The sequence below is a fragment of the Enterococcus sp. AZ109 genome (assembly GCF_051714625.1).
In the GTDB taxonomy this organism is placed as follows: Bacteria; Bacillota; Bacilli; order Lactobacillales; family Enterococcaceae; genus Enterococcus_A.
Map to the genome: position 1 here is coordinate 920,110 of NZ_JBIOSF010000002.1, position 16,821 is coordinate 936,930.

The window sequence follows — 16,821 nt, forward strand, 5'->3', positions numbered from 1 at the left end:
TGCTGATTTCCGGGCAAAAGTACTTCCTTTTTAATCATCTTAATTTACGCAAAAGCTCCTATCAGCGCGACAATCATTAGCACTAAATAAAATAGAAAGCCTATAACATTTCGCGGATTCAATCCCCAACCTTGCCCAATGCCCATCCGCATAAATAGTTTCTTTTCACCAGTAGGCACGATGATAAAACTGATAATCAGTACGATAGCGACTGCTGCAAAACCAAATAAACCATAGATATTGATATTAGCAGGAATGATGTGCAGTCGACTGGCTATCAAAAAGATAAAATAGGCTGTGATTAACAAAGCTAAACCCGACAAATTCAAATTCTTCGTCTGTTTACTCATAAGAATGTTTCCACCTCTTTCAATGTCGGGATCGACGTTTGCCCACCCATACGCTCCACCGAAAGTGCCGCAGTCGCCGAAGCAAAAAGGACGATATCCCTTAAGTCTTTTCCTTGGTGCAAGCCATAAGCAAAGGCCCCGTGAAAAATATCGCCAGCCCCAGTTGTATCTACTGGTTTTGTTGGAAAAGCAGGTACATGATGGATAGTACCATCTTGCTTAAACACACTGCCGCGTTCTCCCAAAGTAACAACAATTTGATTAGGATTAAGATCTTCCAACTTCGTAAAAACCGCTTCAATAGTTTGCGGTTCATTGATGTCCAACGAAATTCCGCTGTATTGAAAAGCAAAAACTTCAGAACAAACTAAATAATCTACTGTTTGAAAAAGTGTATCGAGTTCCGGCTTATATGAGCCTGCATCAACCAAAGAGGTGGCTTTGGGATATTTTTGTAGTGCTTCCAACGAAATGTTTCGTTCATGACCGTCTACTAAAATAACTTTCGGTGGATCATGTGGCCAGTCAGGTGAGAATTCTGTTTCCTGAAGGGGCGCATTCCAAATGGTCCGATCGCCATTTATTTTGTTAACAACAATACAGCTAAGGCTCGTTTTTTGGTGGGGTTCTTGTCGAACATCGTTGGTATTCACACCGACTGCTGCCAGTGTCCGCAAAATTTCTTTACCAAATAAATCATTCCCCACACGAGCAATTAATGAAGTCTCTATACCCCACAAACCACACAAATAGGCAGCATTAGCCGCTGGGGCCCCCATACATTCATAACGATCGTAAACTTGGTACTTTTGATTTTCAACGATGGCATCCTCAGTAGGAAAAGTGATATCATAAACCGCCTGGCCAATACATAAAATACTCATAGGAAACCTCCTTAAAGGTTTGTCGAAGGATTAATATTTATCTGTTTTATACTATACATTTTACCACTTTCGAGTGTGAATAAATTAATTTAGTTTACACTGACAACGAAAAAAACTGCCCATCATTGATAGGCAGCGCACAAATTATTTAATTACCGTCACTGAAATTGGTGAATGCTTGACCATGTAAGAAGCACTCGTACCAAAATAACCTTTAATCCCATGGGTGGCTCTTGAACCAATTACTAATAGATCTGCCTCAGTTTGGGGAAGAATATTCTTAATAATCAACTCTGCGGGATCACCTTCGCCACTCATCAATTCCAAGTCCTCCACACCATGTGCTACCGCATACTTACGATATTCTTCTAGGCGACGGAGCAGTTCTTTTCGCTCTTGTGCCATAAATTGTTCATCCATCACTTCGTACACACTGAACTGATCAACTTCCAGAAAGGAGCAAATAACTAATTTTGCTCCTTCACGGTAGGCAAAATTTACCGCATATTTGAACGCCTTTTGAGCATTTTCCGAAGCATCGACTCCGGTAACAATACATTGGAACTTTTCAATGACTTCTTGATTTTCCATTATTGATTTCCTTCTTTCAGTAATGCCTCAACCCGTTTGTTTCCCTTATAAAGATCCCAAATCGTCCAGGCTAATAACAATAATACCAGTACAATGACTCCATAAGCAATCGAGTCAGCTAGTATCAATTGATTTGCTGAAGCATGGTCCCCGAAGAAGCCCTCGATTTGTCCCGGTAAACCAATCAGGTTCAAATAAGTCAAACCGATTACTGAAATCCAACCTAAAATTTTAACGACTAGATTATTTTTAAAGCGATCGCCCATTTCAGCCTGACTGTTTGTCATCATCAACAGCGGAATCATCGAAAAGGGTAAAGCGAAGGCTAAAAAGACTTGCGAGTTGTTCATTAAATTGTTCAAGGCTTCATGTTCTTCTAGGGTTCCTTTTCCGCTAGTAACTACTACGCAGACCAATACTGGAACAACTGAAATCAACCGAGTTACCAATCTCCTTAACCAAATAGGCATTCGCATGTGGATGAAGCCTTCCATGATCACTTGTCCAGTCAAAGTTCCGGTGATCGTGGAGTTTTGACCGGAAGCCAACAAAGCAACTGCGAATAAGGTAGACAATAAACCAGATTTTGCCACACTGACTAAAATCCCATTACTCATAGTAGCCGGATCGGATAAAGCTTGGTACAAACCGAAGAAGGAAGGATCCTTCACTGCGCCAGTTTTAAATACGGCGACCCCCATGATCAGCAACAATGCATTAACGAAGAAAGCTAGTGTTAATTGAATATTAGAGTCCCAAGTGGTAAAACGTACAGCTTCAGCTACTCGCTCTTCATTCGTATGATCAACTTTACGAGTTTGAGATACTGCCGAATGTAAGTATAGGTTATGAGGCATCACAGTTGCCCCTATAATTCCCAACGCGCCAGTCAAAGGCGTTTGCCCGCCGATCGCCGGTTCGTTAGCAAATGTTTCGCTGTTTGGAATAAAACCTTTGAACACTTCTCCCCAAGATGGGTTAGATAGAGCGACCTGATAGATAAAAACGAACAAAATTACAAAGATTAAACAGACAACAATGGCTTCAATTTTCCGAAAACCAATTTTGGTCAATAATAATAGAAGCAACACATCAAAAACAGTTATGAACACCGCAATCGCCAGCGGAATGTTAAACAGCAAATATAAAGCGATCGCTGCCCCAATAACCTCGGCAATATCCGTCGCCATGATGGCAAGCTCAGTCAATATCCAAAGTACAATCCCCAGCTTTTTACTCGTCCGAGCACGAATTGCTTGAGCCAAATCCATTTGGGTAACAATCCCCAGTTTTGCGGCCATATATTGTAACAGCATCGCAATCAGACTGGACATCAAAATCACCGACATCAGCAAATATTGAAAGTTTTGACCACCAGTAATAGAAGTCGACCAATTCCCAGGGTCCATATATCCAACAGCGACTAACGCACCTGGCCCCGAGTAAGCAAATAGCGTTTTCCAAAAGCCCTTTCCTTGAGGAACAGTGACTGTTCCATTGATTTCTTCCAATGACGGTCCGTTCGCATGATTTAACAATTTATTTTTATGGGCTTGATGATTACTCAAGTGAATCCCACCTTTCTATTCTCTCAATCCGATTCTATATTACTCCTAAATAAGGTAAAACGAAAGCGAAAAGTATGGCGCACCTAATTTAAAGGTATTTCACTTATTTAAGTTTAGTAAGATAGAAGAAATTGAATGTGTAAACCAGACTTACTAGTGATATTGAACGAGAAATAGCAATCAGGGGAGTTAAATAGTTGGTGAAGAACTGATTGTACGACGAAAATAAGACCGAAATACCGCATTCTTAAAAATATGCTACACATATTACATGCAGTAAATAGCATAAAACTAGCCTATCACCCAATCCACCACAAGAAAAAGCAACCACAAGAAATCGATAGCCACTTTTGGTTAGCAGATAAAAAATTAGGATTAAACAATCATAAAAATAATAAGCAACTATCCGCAAATAAACTAGCTCCCCTAGAGATGAATAGGTCACAACCTTGCTATTTAGTGATGAAATCAGGCATTTACTCTACTAGATAATCTGATTGAATCGTTTTCCATGACAAGATTTCCGAAATTTAAAGTAGCTCTCACTAGCTCATTTTTCTAAAATCTGCGTTCTGATCCCGTTCTTAAAAATTCCTTTAACAAATTTCACTAAAAAAAAAGCAAGATTATACAAAGTTGGTAGGGGGATTTCTTTTATAGTATGGATAGTCAAATACAAGGAGGAATTACAATGAAGATTTCAAGTAACGGAGCATTCAAGCAAGGACTTAACTCGATCATCTCTGAAGAAAAAAATCCTGAAATGATGGGGATGAATTATGATGTGCTTGCTGGTAAAAAGAATGACGAATACACTACCAACCTAGACAAGGAAGTCGTTTTTGTATTGTTATTCGGGAAAATTATTTTTGAATGGAACGACGAAAAGGTGGAAGTTGAAAGAGAAAGCTGTTTCCACAATAATCCTATCGTTCTAAATGTACCAAGAAATACCGCAGTAAAAATTACGGTTTTATCAGACACTGCTGAAGTAGGGATTGCATCTACTGATAACGAAAATAATTTTGAAGCGATGCTTTTTGGCAATGAAGATCTGTTATGTGCCAATGAAGAACGTGGTGCAGGAACATTAAACGAATGCTCCACTCGTTTGGTTCGAACATTCTTTGACCGCAGCAATCGTCCAATGACGAATTTCTTCTTAGGTGAAGTAGTCAGCTTCCCAGGAAAATGGTCATCTTATCCACCACATACTCATATTGAACCAGAGATTTATTTTTACAAATTCTTGCCAGAAAATGGCTATGGATTCGCAGAAAATGGCGATGATGTTTACAAAGTTACTCACAATGATTTAACGACTATGCCTAGAAATGTCCGTCACTCTCAAGCAACTGCACCAGGCTATGCCGAATATTACTTATGGATTATCCGTTTACGAGACGATCAAGCAATGGTTACTACAGTGGTTCCTGAACATGAATGGACTGCTGATCCTGATGCAAAATTCTTCCCAAATATTTAGCGATAACTAAGAAATTTATTTCTTGTTATATATACTCCCATCCACCATTCAAACAAAAAAAACGTCCAACTTTTGCTGTTAAATACATGGATGGGAGTTTCTGAAAGGAGATTCTCATGGAATTTAAAGTGAAACCAACTATCCACAGTTATGATTCTTTAGTGGAGTTTATTAACGACAAAAAACTAGGTGATAAGGACCTGATTATTACCAATGAATATATAATTGCTTCTCACATTTCAACAGATCAATTAACCTGTGATGTATTATTCCAAGAAAAATATGGCACCGGAGAACCAAATGATGCCATGATCGATGCGATGTTGGCTGAAGTGAAAAAGAAAGAATACAACCGGATTATCGCAATTGGTGGGGGAACCATCATTGATATTTCTAAATTATTTGTTTTTGAAAGCAACTATTCTTGTGAAGAAATTTTTGCTCAAGGGGTAAATTTACCGAAGGTTCGCGAATTGCTGATTTTACCAACCACTTGTGGAACCGGAAGCGAAGTAACCAATATCTCTATTACAGAATTCAAGCAAAAGAAAACCAAGATCGGCTTGGCAGTGGAACAAATGTACGCGGATGAAGCAATTTTAATTGGTAGCTTACTTTCGACGATTCCATTTCCTGTTTTCGCTACTAGTTCAATTGATGCGTTAATTCATGCGATTGAATCCTATGTTTCACCAAAAGCAAGTCGGTTTACTCGAGCGATGGGACGTGAAGCGATTGAAATTATTATTCGTGGGTACCAAGAAATTACGAGTAAAGCGACGATTGAAGTGCCTAAGGATTTACAGCACTTTTTAGAAGCCAGTTGTATGGCAGGGATTGCATTTGGTAATGCTGGCTGTGCTGCGGTACATGCCTTGTCTTATCCAATCGGGGCGATTTATCACGTACCTCATGGCAAAGCAAACTACTTAGTATTCAATGCAGTCTATCAAAAATACTTAGAATTAGGTGCCGATTTGACGCCACTAGAAGAAGTGATTCAGCAATTATTTGATTGTTCGAAAGAGGAAGTTTGGCAAGAACTGACCAAACTAATCGATAAACTGCTTCCCCGTGAGAAATTGAACACTTTGGGCATCGGTGAAAAAGAGGCAAGAGACATGTCACAGTCGGTTATCGCAAATCAACAACGCTTATTAGTAAATAACCCAATTCCATTGAGTGAAGAAGACATTTACCAAGTGTATCTGGAATGCTTATAACACCAACGAGGAGATTGATTTATGAAGACAAAAGAAGAATACATTGAAAGTCTAAAAGAAAAAAATATGGATGTTTATGTAATGGGAGAAAAAGTTGAAGATACGATCAACCATCCTATTATTGCTCCTTCCCTTAATTCAGTTGCTCTTACCTATGAATTAGCAGAAGACGAAGAGTATGAAGAATTAATGACAGCTACGTCATCATTAACTGGGAAAAAGATCAATCGCTTTACCCATCTTCATCAAAGTACCGATGACCTAGTTAAAAAAGTAAAAATGCAACGGATGTTAGGTCAAAAAACCGCTTCTTGTTTCCAACGTTGTGTGGGCATGGACGCAGCGAATGCGGTCTTTTCAACTACTTTTGAATGTGACGAAAAACATGGAACAAACTACCATGAACGCTTTAGAAAATATTGGACCTTAGTTCAAGAAAACGACTGGGTAGTCGATGGCGCCATGACTGATCCAAAAGGCGATCGTGGGAAATCACCTTCTCAGCAATCTGATCCCGACATGTATCTTAGAATTGTCGAACGAAGAGAAGACGGTATTGTTGTCAGAGGGGCAAAAGCTCACCAAACAGGAATGGTCAACTCTCATGAAGTAATGGTAATGCCAACGGTAGCAATGCGTGAAGAAGACAAAGATTATGCGGTAGCATTCTCTGTTTCAGTCGACACCCCTGGAATTTTCATGATATATGGTCGCCAAAGCTGTGATACTCGCAAGCTTGAAAAAGATGCAGATATTGATTTAGGAAACAAAAACTATGGCGGACATGAAGCATTAGTTATTTTTGAAGATGTGTTTGTGCCAAATGATCGAATTTTCATGGCTGGGGAATATGACTTTTCTGGCATGCTAGTGGAACGTTTTGCTTCTTATCACCGACAAAGCTATGGCGGTTGTAAGTGTGGTGTTGGTGATGTGTTGATCGGTGCTACGGCGGTTTCAGCAGAATACAATGGTGTTCAAAAAGCTAGCCACATAAAAGATAAATTAATTGAGATGAATCACTTAAACGAAACGATTTATTCTTGTGGGATTGCATGTTCTTGCCAAGGCAAGAAACTGCCAGCCGGAAATTACTATGTCGACACTCTTTTAGCGAATGTATGTAAGCAAAATGTTACCCGTTTCCCTTATGAAATCACTCGTCTGGCTGAGGATATTGCCGGAGGCTTGATGGTTACTTTACCAAGTGAAATGGATTATAACAATCCAGAATTACGTGCATACATTGATAAATACCTAAAAGGTGTGGACGAAATTTCAACTGAAGACAGAATGCGGATCCTGCGCTTAATTGAAAATATTACACTAGGAACTGCAGCAGTCGGCTATCGTACAGAGTCAATGCATGGTGCTGGCTCACCACAGGCTCAGCGGATAATGATTGCGCGTCAAGCGAATATGGAAGAGAAAAAAGAGCAGGCGAAAAAGATCGCCGGCATTAAGAAAAAAAAATAGATTTGTGACTAAAAAATATGAATCGTAGACAGGATGAGGATGCTGGGCGCAAGTCTTTGCGCTCGGTATCTAAAGAAAAGGAGTTGTCTAAATGCAAGAACTGGACCTTGATTATGTATCAGCAGATGAGGCACTCCGCAGCGTGAAGAATAATGATCGAATTGTAATTGGTCATGCGTGTGGAGAACCGCAAGCGCTTACTAGCGCTTTAAAGCGTCGGCTGCCCGAATTATGTGGAATTGAAACCTATACAATGATCGGTATGGGTGAAAGTGCCTATTGTTTACCCGAAGCACAAGGGCATGTACAGCATAAATCATTGTTTGTCGGAGGAAGTGAAAGAAAAGCAGTAGCAGACGGAAGAGCCGAATACATTCCTTGCTACTTTTCAAAAATACCAGTGCTTTTTGAAGAAGAACAAATACAGGTGGATGTGGCTCTTGTTCAAGTGTCGATGCCTGATAAGCATGGCTACGTAAGCTTTGGTGTATCGGTCGATTATACGTCCACTGCGGCCAAAAAAGCGAAAATAAAAATTGCTCAAGTAAACAAACATATGCCAAGAACGCACGGTGCCTGTTTCATGCATGTTTCCGAATTTGACTACTTGGTTCGCAAAGATATCCCATTAATTGAACTGGGAGCGCCAGAGCTCAGCGACACGGATCGGAAAATCGGTGAGAATTGTGCCTCATTAATTAAAGACGGCGCAACGCTGCAGTTGGGAATCGGGGCATTACCTGATGCTGTTTTGAAAAGTTTAACCGATAAGAAGGATTTAGGTATTCACACAGAAATGTTTTCAGATGGTGTGATGGAGTTAATGAAGGCTGGTGTAATTAACAACAAGAAAAAGACTCTGCATCATAATCAAGTGGTAGCAACCTTTATTATGGGCAGTGAGGAGTTGTACGATTATATTGATGATAATCCTAATATTTATATGGCACCTGCCTCTTACGTAAATGATCCATATGTCATTGCCCAAAACGATAATATGGTTTCCATTAACTCTTGTGTTCAAATTGACTTGACTGGCCAAGTATGTGCAGAAAGTATTGGCTTACGGCAAATTTCTGGTGTGGGTGGCCAAGTAGACTTTATGCGGGGCTGCAGTCTTTCTAGAAATGGCGTACCAATCATTGCGATGGAATCAGCTATGAAAAACGGCACGGTTTCGAAAATTGTTCCCTTCTTAAATGAAGGAGCTGCCGTTACTACCAATCGTAACGATGTAGCCATTGTTGTAACTGAATACGGAATTGCCGATTTGAGAGGGAAATCGCTTAAAGAACGGGCTCGCCTTCTTATTGAGATCGCCCATCCAAACTTCCGTTCACAATTAAGAGAAGAGTGGGAACGGCGCTTTAAAGAAAGTTATTCCCGCTTAATCGTCGTTCAAGGAACTAGCTCAAAATAGTTTGTATCACTTAAAGAAATAAGGTTCCTAGGGTAAGCCGAAGACAAAAACCCTAAATACATGATGCAAGGATGAAAAAGATGAATAAGAAAGCTTTTGCTACACAAATTCGGATCGAAACACTAAAAGCCTTAAAAGGATTAGGTTTCGGTCATGTCGGCGGCGCTATGTCGGCGACTGATTTGCTGGCAGTATTATATGGTGAAGAAATGCAGATCGACCCTAAAACACCTGCTTGGACTGGTCGCGACTACTTCGTGATGTCCAAAGGCCATGCAGGCCCTGCTCTGTATGCAACATTGGCATTAAAAGGCTATTTTCCAATGGAAGAATTAGCAACAATTAACACGAATGGTACGAGATTGCCAAGCCATTGTGACCGAAATAATACGCCAGGAATTGACATGAGTACGGGGTCTTTAGGCCAAGGAATGTCCACTGCGATCGGTATTGCGCATGGACTAAAAATGCAAGGTCGGAACAACTATACGTATTTATTAATTGGTGACGGCGAATGTGACGAAGGACAAATTTGGGAAGGCGCACTATATGCCCCTCAACATAAATTAGATCACTTGATTGCTTTTGTCGATTATAACAAGCAACAGCTGGACGGATACACTGCTGATATTTTAGATTTAGGTGACTTGAAACAAAAATTTGAAGATTTTGGCTGGTATGCTCTTTCGATTGATGGTCACGATGTGGAAGCAATTTCTGAAGCTATTAAAGCTGGGAAAGCTCAAACCGGCAAACCGACCATGGTCATTTTGAATACCAATAAAGGTGAAGGCTGTACCTTTGCTGAAGGAGTTTTGTATAACCATCACATGACATTTACGCAAGAGCAATGCGAGGAAGCTATTCAAAACTTAGAAAAACAACTGAAAGCAGAGGTGCATTAAAATGAGTTACAACGTAGTAAAAACGAGAAAATTAGAAGAAAAAGCGATGCGGGATGTTTATGCCGCTACATTGGCTGAGCTAGCCAGAGTAGATGAACGAGTGGTTTCTCTAGATGCCGATTTAATGAACTCAGTTGGGCTAGTACCTGTTCAAAAAGAGTTCCCAGATCGGGTGATTGATTGTGGGATTCAAGAAGCGAATATGTTTGGTGCGGCAGCTGGTATGTCAGCAGTCGGTATGATTCCATTTGTCCATACCTTTGCTTGTTTTGCGACTCGCCGGATTGCTGACCAAGTATTTGTTTCTGGTGCTTTTGCTCAAGCCAATGTTCGACTTATTGGTAGTGATCCAGGTGTAACAGCGGCTTTTAATGGGGCTACTCATATGCCTTTTGAAGATATTGGAATCATGCGGGGAATTCCGACAGTAACAGTAATTGAACCGACTGATTCTGTGATGTTGGAAGACATCGTTCGACAAACTAAAGAACAAGAAGGCATTTTCTATATTCGTATGTCGCGTAAAAATGCGATTCAAGTGTATGAAGAAAAATCTACTTTTGAAATCGGTAAAGCTGCAATGGTTAAAGAAGGGACAGATGTCACCATTTTTGCTTCAGGAATTAGTGTCGCCGACTCTTTAGATGCAGCGGATGCTTTAGCTAAAGAAGGAATTTCAGCGGAAGTGGTCAATATCTTCACCATCAAACCAATCGATGTGGAAGGCATTGTAAAATCTGCAAGTAAAACAGGTGCGGTAGTCACTGCAGAAAACCATAATATCATAAACGGGTTAGGCAGTGCCGTGGCTGAAGTATTAGGCGAACATTGTCCCGTACCAATGGAACGAATCGGCGTAAAAGATCGTTTTGGCGAAGTAGGCTCCGTAGACTACTTGAAGAAAACCATGGAAATTACAGCAGAAGATATTGCGAAAAAAGCGAAAAAAGCAATCGCTAGAAAAGCAGAGCAACGCCTATGATCAATGCATATATTTTAGGAGCAAATCGTACAGCAGTTGGAACATTTTGCGGCTCTTTACGCAATACTAGTGCAGTTGATCTTGGTGTAAAAGTTGTAGAAGAAACGATCAGAAGAAGTCACGTAAACGTCAATGACATCGATCAAATTATTATGGGAAATGTGTTGCAAGCCGGATTAGGACAAAATCCGGCAAGGCAAATTGGGCTGCTTTCTTCGATTCCATTAGAAGTTCCCGCAGTGACGATCAATAAAGTGTGTGGTTCAGGGCTAAACACAGTCTCACTTTCTCGTTTGTTGCTTGGTAGTGGTGAGGCAGAAGTTATCTTGGCTGGGGGCGTTGAAAATATGTCTAGGGCCCCCCGCTATGTCTCAAATACACGAGATGGTAAAAAACTAGGTGATTTAGAGCTTATTGACGGCGTGCTGCGGGACGGTTTGGAAGATGCCATCGATGGCTATTCAATGGGAATTACCGCGGAAAACATTGCTAAAAAGTTCAATATTTCCCGAGAAGAACAAGACGAATACGCCTACCATTCTAATATGAAAGCAGACAAAGCGATTAAAGCTGGAAAATTCAAAAATGAGATTATCCCTATTTCTATTAAGGTAGGTCGAAAAGAAGAGGAATTCTTAATTGATGAGCATGTACGAGGAAATACTTCCTTGCAAAAACTAGCAAGTTTAGATTCCGCCTTCAAGCGAAATGGAACAGTAACTGCCGGAAATAGTTCAGGAATCAATGACGGGGCAGCATCCTTTGTTATCGTATCAGAGAACTACGTCCGCGAAAATAATCTCAAACCAATCGCTAAAATTGTCACCTCAGCATCAGTGGGGGTTGACCCAAGTATGATGGGGTTAGGTCCGATCTATGCTTCTAAAATGGCCCTAAAGAAAGCCAATTTAAGTGTTGAAGCCATTGATTGTTGGGAAATAAATGAAGCTTTTGCTGCTCAGGCGATTGCTTCAATTGCTCAGCTAAAGCTTGATCCTAACAAAGTCAATGTCAATGGTGGAGCGATTGCTTTGGGACATCCGATCGGTGCTTCCGGAGCAAGAATTGTTGTTTCTCTATTGAGAGAAATGCGCCGCGAAAACATGCAATATGGCTGTGCTTCACTATGTATCGGCGGCGGTATGGGTGAAACAGTAATCTTCGAAAGAGACGAATTATGTAGGTAATGTTGGAGGCTAGGAACCGATGAACTATATAGAATTTAAAAAAGAAAAACATGTAGCAACAATCCTTTTAAATCGACCGAAGCAAATGAATGCTATCAATACGGACATGTTGAAAAAAATTGATGAAGCATTAGATGAGATTCACAGAGACAAAACAATTCGCTGTGTTCTTATCAAAAGCCTTGTACCGAAGATCTTTGCAGCAGGAGCAGATATCGAACAGCTGGCAGTTTTTAGCAAAGAGGAAGCTTATGCCTTTTCGAAGCTAGGACAAGAAGTGTTAAACAAGCTGGCGAATTTAAGAGTTCCTAGTATTGCTCAAGTTGAAGGAGCAGCACTAGGGGGCGGAACAGAACTCGCTTTAGCCTGTGATATTCGTATTGCTACGGAAAAAGCTAAATTTGCTTTGCCAGAGACAAGCTTAGGGCTAATTCCAGGCTGGGGAGGCACCCAACGATTAATGAAAGCTGTCGGTTATTCCGAAGCAATTTTGATTATGTCAACGGGTAAGCGGATTAGCAGTGATGAAGCTTATCGGATCGGTTTAATTAATAAGCAATGTTCAGCAGAAGATATTGCTGAAGAAACGGAACAAATTATAACGGCTATTACAAACTCTGCCCCTTTTGGCGTTGAATTTACCAAATATGTGGCATTAAGTTCAGGCAGAGAGTCTCTTTATCAAGGATTGCAGATGGAAAGAGAATTTTTTGCCAAAACCTTTGTGACTAGAGATTGTAACAATGGACTGAGAGCCTTTTTGGGAAAGACAAGCTATACGTACAGGAGGGAATAATTTGAATAAAGTAGCAGTAGTCGGAGCAGGAACGATGGGACTGAAGATTGCTCAAGCGATCGCTAAAGCAGATATTGAAGTTACGTTACACGACGCCAAAGAAGGAGTAGCCAATCAGGCAGTTGATCGGCTAGAAAAAGAACTTCATTATCTTGTCGGCAAAGGAAAGATTACTCAAGAGGAAATGAATACAACTACGCAACGGATTCAACCAGCTACGATGGATAAAATAAGTAAAGCTGATGTAGTGATTGAAGCAATATTCGAAAATCCACAAGTCAAAAAGGACTTATTTGTAGAAATTGAAAAAATGGTTTCAACTGAAACGATTATTGCTACCAATACCTCATCCCTTTCCATCACTGAATTGGCTTCGGTTTTGACAGATCCAACACGTTTTATTGGTATTCACTTCTTTAATCCAGCAGATCGTATGCAATTAATCGAATTGATAAAAGGTGAATTCACCTCAGAAGCAACGCTGAAAAAGGCTCGATCCTTTAGTGAAAGAATCAATAAGATTCCGGTAGAAGTAGTGGAGAGTCCAGGATTTATTGTTAACCGTCTGTTAATTCCAATGATCAATGAGGCAATATTTATCTTGGATGAAGGGATTGCCACCGCAGAAGATATTGATAAAGCCATGAAACTCGGAAGCAACCATCCAATCGGACCGTTGGCACTTGCAGATCTGATTGGACTGGATGTTGTACTTTCTATTATGGAGGTACTCTTAACTGAAACAAATGATTCGAAATATCGACCAGCATTATTATTGAAGAAAAAAGTCAGAGCAGGACAGTTAGGAAGAAAGACTAGTCAAGGCTTCTATCAGTACCCATTAAAATAGTATATGAGGTGTGGGATGAATAGGAAAACTTTCTACATTTGGGTGATCGGTTTATTGATCCCGATTGCTTTTCAAAACGTGATTACCTACAGCTCAGGGTTAGCAGATAATCTAATGCTAGGATCCTATAATGAATATTCGATGGGTGCTGTCTCGGTAGCAAATCAAATTCAGTATTTAATTCAAATGGTCATTTTAGCAATTGGAGAAGGGGCAGTGATTTTGTGTTCTCGCTTTTGGGGAACGAAAAACTATGGGCAAATAAAAACTGTATTTCGTTTTGTTTTGAAACTCTCCTTTGTTTTTTCGGTCTTCATTTTTGGAGTGACTTTTTTCTTTGCCAGAACTATCATGGGCTTTTTCACTACCGAAGACATGATCATTCAAGAAGGGATTCGGTATCTGCAAATTGTCAGTTTTTCTTATTTTTTTTATTGCATTTCCAACACGATTTTAGCAGTCCTACGAAGTATAGAGGTAGTAAACATCGGCTTTATGATTTCATTATTTTCCCTGTCGATTGATGTGACTTTAAATTATGCCTTCATTTTTGGTAAATGGGGATTTCCGGAAATGGGCGTTGCCGGAGCGGCAGTAACAACTGTCTTAGGAAAAATGATTGAATTAGGTTTGTTGATCGTCTATCTAAGACATCGTCATCCGAATCTTTGTTTCAAATTAAAGGAACTCATGACTGGCAATCGCCAACTAATGAAGCCATATTTTACTAAAACCTACCCAATCCTGATTGGCAATTCGGTTTGGGGCATTGCACTAGCTAGTCAGACAGCGATCATCGGAATGATGGGGGTTCAAACCATCTCAGCAAACAGTATTGGTACAACGGTTTTCCAAATATTAACGGTATTCATTTATGCAGCGGCCAGCGTATCTAACGTAGTTACTAGTAAGACTATCGGACAAAAAGACTATCATTTGGTTAAAATATATGCTCGAAGGTTACAGGTGCTTTACCTTTTGCTAGGTGTCATCACTGGGTTGGCTATTTTCTGTTCGCGCTTTGTCATTTTAGATTTTTATCAAATTTCAAGTATGAGTGCTAAAATTGCTAACCAGTTTTTACTGGTACTGTCAGTTACCTCTATTGGAACAGCTTTTCAGATGGCTTGTTCTACCGGAATATTGCGAGGCGGTGGCGATACGCGTTTTGTTTTGATAACAGATTTATTTTTTATGTGGGTGATCGTGCTACCTCTTTCTTTCTTACTAGCCCGTGCTAGTGCAGCTCCTTGGTTGGTTTACTGCTGTTTGAAAAGTGATCAACTACTTAAAATACCTGTTTTTGCATGGCGGGTCAATCGTTTTAAATGGTTGAACAATGAAGCAAGACAGGAAGTGAAAGTGGCGCTGGGATCAAGCATTTCAGTTAATGAAGGAGAAGGATTTTATGAAAAAACAAAATAAGCAGCTGCCCTGCAGTTTCTCTTTAGTGAATAGCAGTAAACGAGTAATGAAAAAAAATATGAACACGTACGATTCGCTATTCGGTGGAGAGATACTGGCAGAAATGGACGATATAGCTTCTATGGCATTTTCCAAACATTCTAACTGCGGCTGTATGACTGCTTCAATGGATTATTTAAGTTTTGTTCATCCAGTGGCTGAGAATCATGTAATCACCACGAGTGCTTTTGTTAGTGGTGTGGGTAGTCAATCAGCAGAAGTTTTTGTCAAAGTAACTGGTGAAAGTTTAGTGGGTGAGAAACAAAATTATTTAGTCGCTTCCTGTTTTGTGACATTAGTCAAAATAAAAACAGATGAGGATAGCAATGATCTTCCAGAGGTGTTTCCAGAAACTGAAGAAGAGCAATTCATCTGTCAGGATTTTGAAAAACGAAAAGCGAAAAGAGCCTGTACTAGAAAAGTAATCAAAGAATTGCAAGAACAGTTGCAGAATGTGGGGACAAAAAATGAAATCGGCTGAAAAAACTATGCTCGAACAGATCAAGCAGTATGCTGAGACCACAATTCGCTTAGAAGCGAAAACCACTGATCAGGAACAAACATTTCCAAAGACAAGCTTCCAAGAGTTAGGAAAAATAGGCTTATATCGCAGTATTCTGTCAGTAGAAGATGGCGGTTTGGGTTATTCTCTTGAATTTTTTGCCGAAGCGGTTCAACTAATTGCGAAAAATTGCTCTAGTTTGGGTGTGATTGTTTCTACTCATGTACTATTAGTAACACTGACAATAGCTAAATATGGCAATAATCAACAAAAGCAAAGCTACTTGCCGCCATTAATGGAAGGCTCTTCCGTTGGGGCATTTGCTTTGACGGAAAAGCAAGCGGGATCGGATATTTCGGCATTGAAAACCAATTTTTTTGAAGAAGTAGACGGCTATCGAATAAATGGCGAAAAACGGTTCATTACCAACGCCCAACAGGCGGATCTTTTCATCGTATTTGCTAAGGATGCCCGAGTACCTTTTGCCACTTCGGCTTTTATTCTTGAGCGATCAACGAAGGGACTAGTAGTGAAAGAGCGAGAAAAAACGCTGGGCATTCGCGGGTCTTCTATTTCTAAACTGGTATTTGAGAATTGTTGCGTTTCTAAAAGTCAGGTACTTGGTGCATTGGAAAAAGGCGAAAAAATTGCCTTAAACAGTTTAATCTCTGGTAGAGTAGGAATCGCAGCCCAAGCAATTGGTATTGCAGATCGTGCTTTTGAAGAAGCTCTGAATTATACGAATCAAAGAGAGCAATTTGGCCGAAATATTTTGTCCTTTCAACACACTAAATTTTCACTAGCCAAAATGAAAACGGAAATAACAGCAGGTAAATTACTAATTAAGGAAGCTGCTGGAAAAGTTCAAGATAGGGACAAAGAACAAGCCTTGGCCTCTTCAATGGCTAAATATTATTGCGGAAAGCAAGCAGTTTCCGTAGTAGACTCGTGTATGCAACTGATGGGTGGTTGTGGTTATCTGCAAGGGAGCACCATGGAACGTTTATACCGTGATGCGAAGATAACTGAAATTTACGAAGGAACCAAAGAAGTGCAAAAGATGGTTATTGCCAACGAAGTAATTCGAAAGTTTAAAGCTTAGTAGCTACCAAAGTCCAACTATATATAATAGTAGAA

16 protein-coding genes are annotated in these 16,821 nt (G+C 40.1%); 12 read left to right on the top strand and 4 right to left on the bottom strand.

Annotated features, from left to right (window positions below):
• Positions 1-44: 44 nt before the first annotated feature.
• The 4 genes from IGI42_RS21080 to IGI42_RS21095 form a co-directional block, all read right to left on the bottom strand.
• Positions 45-350 carry a hypothetical protein gene (locus tag IGI42_RS21080; protein ID WP_438718012.1) on the bottom strand — a complete coding sequence of 102 codons (306 nt, stop codon included), beginning with the start codon at positions 348-350 and terminating at the stop codon, positions 45-47.
• A complete protein-coding gene (locus IGI42_RS21085) occupies positions 347-1,234 on the bottom strand; it encodes a carbohydrate kinase family protein (RefSeq protein ID WP_438718013.1) in 888 nt (295 codons plus the stop codon). Before IGI42_RS21085 ends, IGI42_RS21080 begins: the two co-directional genes overlap by 4 nt.
• A 144-nt stretch (positions 1,235-1,378) precedes the next feature.
• Entirely contained in the window at positions 1,379-1,825 is a 447-nt protein-coding gene (locus IGI42_RS21090) for a universal stress protein (RefSeq protein WP_438718014.1), read from the bottom strand.
• Positions 1,825-3,393 carry an Nramp family divalent metal transporter gene (locus tag IGI42_RS21095; protein WP_438718015.1) on the bottom strand — a complete coding sequence of 523 codons (1,569 nt, stop codon included), beginning with the start codon at positions 3,391-3,393 and terminating at the stop codon, positions 1,825-1,827. The genes IGI42_RS21090 and IGI42_RS21095 overlap by 1 nt, the downstream gene beginning before the upstream one ends.
• 691 nt (positions 3,394-4,084) lie before the next feature.
• On the opposite strand from IGI42_RS21095, the gene IGI42_RS21100 reads away from it, so the two are divergent.
• The 12 genes from IGI42_RS21100 (at position 4,085) to IGI42_RS21155 (ending at position 16,786) form a co-directional block, all read left to right on the top strand.
• Complete coding sequence (locus IGI42_RS21100; RefSeq protein WP_438718016.1) at positions 4,085-4,879, top strand: 5-deoxy-glucuronate isomerase; 795 nt, start codon at positions 4,085-4,087, stop codon at positions 4,877-4,879.
• A gap of 116 nt (positions 4,880-4,995) precedes the next feature.
• Positions 4,996-6,102 (top strand): iron-containing alcohol dehydrogenase, encoded by a 1,107-nt coding sequence (locus IGI42_RS21105; protein ID WP_438718017.1) that lies wholly within the window; start codon positions 4,996-4,998, stop codon positions 6,100-6,102.
• A gap of 21 nt (positions 6,103-6,123) precedes the next feature.
• Complete coding sequence (locus IGI42_RS21110; RefSeq protein WP_438718018.1) at positions 6,124-7,578, top strand: 4-hydroxyphenylacetate 3-hydroxylase family protein; 1,455 nt, start codon at positions 6,124-6,126, stop codon at positions 7,576-7,578.
• Positions 7,579-7,669: 91 nt separating this feature from the next.
• A complete protein-coding gene (locus IGI42_RS21115; protein ID WP_438718019.1) occupies positions 7,670-8,998 on the top strand; it encodes an acetyl-CoA hydrolase/transferase family protein in 1,329 nt (442 codons plus the stop codon).
• 80 nt (positions 8,999-9,078) lie between these two features.
• Positions 9,079-9,903 (top strand): transketolase, encoded by an 825-nt coding sequence (locus tag IGI42_RS21120; RefSeq protein WP_438718020.1) that lies wholly within the window; start codon positions 9,079-9,081, stop codon positions 9,901-9,903.
• A gap of 1 nt (position 9,904) precedes the next feature.
• The gene (locus tag IGI42_RS21125; RefSeq protein WP_438718021.1) at positions 9,905-10,885 is read left to right on the top strand and encodes a transketolase family protein; all 981 of its coding nucleotides are present in this window, start codon (positions 9,905-9,907) and stop codon (positions 10,883-10,885) included.
• Complete coding sequence (locus IGI42_RS21130; protein ID WP_438718022.1) at positions 10,882-12,072, top strand: acetyl-CoA C-acetyltransferase; 1,191 nt, start codon at positions 10,882-10,884, stop codon at positions 12,070-12,072. The genes IGI42_RS21125 and IGI42_RS21130 overlap by 4 nt, the downstream gene beginning before the upstream one ends.
• 19 nt (positions 12,073-12,091) lie before the next feature.
• Entirely contained in the window at positions 12,092-12,868 is a 777-nt protein-coding gene (locus tag IGI42_RS21135) for an enoyl-CoA hydratase/isomerase family protein (RefSeq protein ID WP_438718023.1), read from the top strand.
• A 1-nt stretch (position 12,869) separates the two neighbouring features.
• Positions 12,870-13,718 (top strand): 3-hydroxyacyl-CoA dehydrogenase family protein, encoded by an 849-nt coding sequence (locus IGI42_RS21140; RefSeq protein WP_438718024.1) that lies wholly within the window; start codon positions 12,870-12,872, stop codon positions 13,716-13,718.
• A 15-nt stretch (positions 13,719-13,733) separates the two neighbouring features.
• Entirely contained in the window at positions 13,734-15,143 is a 1,410-nt protein-coding gene (locus tag IGI42_RS21145; protein ID WP_438718025.1) for an MATE family efflux transporter, read from the top strand.
• On the top strand, positions 15,127-15,663 hold the full coding sequence (locus IGI42_RS21150; protein WP_438718026.1) for an acyl-CoA thioesterase: 537 nt from the start codon (positions 15,127-15,129) through the stop codon (positions 15,661-15,663). Before IGI42_RS21145 ends, IGI42_RS21150 begins: the two co-directional genes overlap by 17 nt.
• Entirely contained in the window at positions 15,650-16,786 is a 1,137-nt protein-coding gene (locus IGI42_RS21155) for an acyl-CoA dehydrogenase family protein (protein ID WP_438718027.1), read from the top strand. The genes IGI42_RS21150 and IGI42_RS21155 overlap by 14 nt, the downstream gene beginning before the upstream one ends.
• Positions 16,787-16,821: the final 35 nt, after the last annotated feature.

Bases quoted from the DNA above. Each gene is read 5' to 3' on its own strand.
- IGI42_RS21080 (WP_438718012.1), bottom strand. From the start codon at position 350: ATGAGTAAACAGACGAAGAATTTGAATTTGTCGGGTTTAGCTTTGTTA.
- IGI42_RS21085 (WP_438718013.1), bottom strand. From the start codon at position 1,234: ATGAGTATTTTATGTATTGGCCAGGCGGTTTATGATATCACTTTTCCT.
- IGI42_RS21090 (WP_438718014.1), bottom strand. From the start codon at position 1,825: ATGGAAAATCAAGAAGTCATTGAAAAGTTCCAATGTATTGTTACCGGA.
- IGI42_RS21100 (WP_438718016.1), top strand. From the start codon at position 4,085: ATGAAGATTTCAAGTAACGGAGCATTCAAGCAAGGACTTAACTCGATC.
- IGI42_RS21105 (WP_438718017.1), top strand. From the start codon at position 4,996: ATGGAATTTAAAGTGAAACCAACTATCCACAGTTATGATTCTTTAGTG.
- IGI42_RS21110 (WP_438718018.1), top strand. From the start codon at position 6,124: ATGAAGACAAAAGAAGAATACATTGAAAGTCTAAAAGAAAAAAATATG.
- IGI42_RS21115 (WP_438718019.1), top strand. From the start codon at position 7,670: ATGCAAGAACTGGACCTTGATTATGTATCAGCAGATGAGGCACTCCGC.
- IGI42_RS21120 (WP_438718020.1), top strand. From the start codon at position 9,079: ATGAATAAGAAAGCTTTTGCTACACAAATTCGGATCGAAACACTAAAA.
- IGI42_RS21125 (WP_438718021.1), top strand. From the start codon at position 9,905: ATGAGTTACAACGTAGTAAAAACGAGAAAATTAGAAGAAAAAGCGATG.
- IGI42_RS21130 (WP_438718022.1), top strand. From the start codon at position 10,882: ATGATCAATGCATATATTTTAGGAGCAAATCGTACAGCAGTTGGAACA.
- IGI42_RS21135 (WP_438718023.1), top strand. From the start codon at position 12,092: ATGAACTATATAGAATTTAAAAAAGAAAAACATGTAGCAACAATCCTT.
- IGI42_RS21145 (WP_438718025.1), top strand. From the start codon at position 13,734: ATGAATAGGAAAACTTTCTACATTTGGGTGATCGGTTTATTGATCCCG.
- IGI42_RS21150 (WP_438718026.1), top strand. From the start codon at position 15,127: ATGAAAAAACAAAATAAGCAGCTGCCCTGCAGTTTCTCTTTAGTGAAT.
- IGI42_RS21155 (WP_438718027.1), top strand. From the start codon at position 15,650: ATGAAATCGGCTGAAAAAACTATGCTCGAACAGATCAAGCAGTATGCT.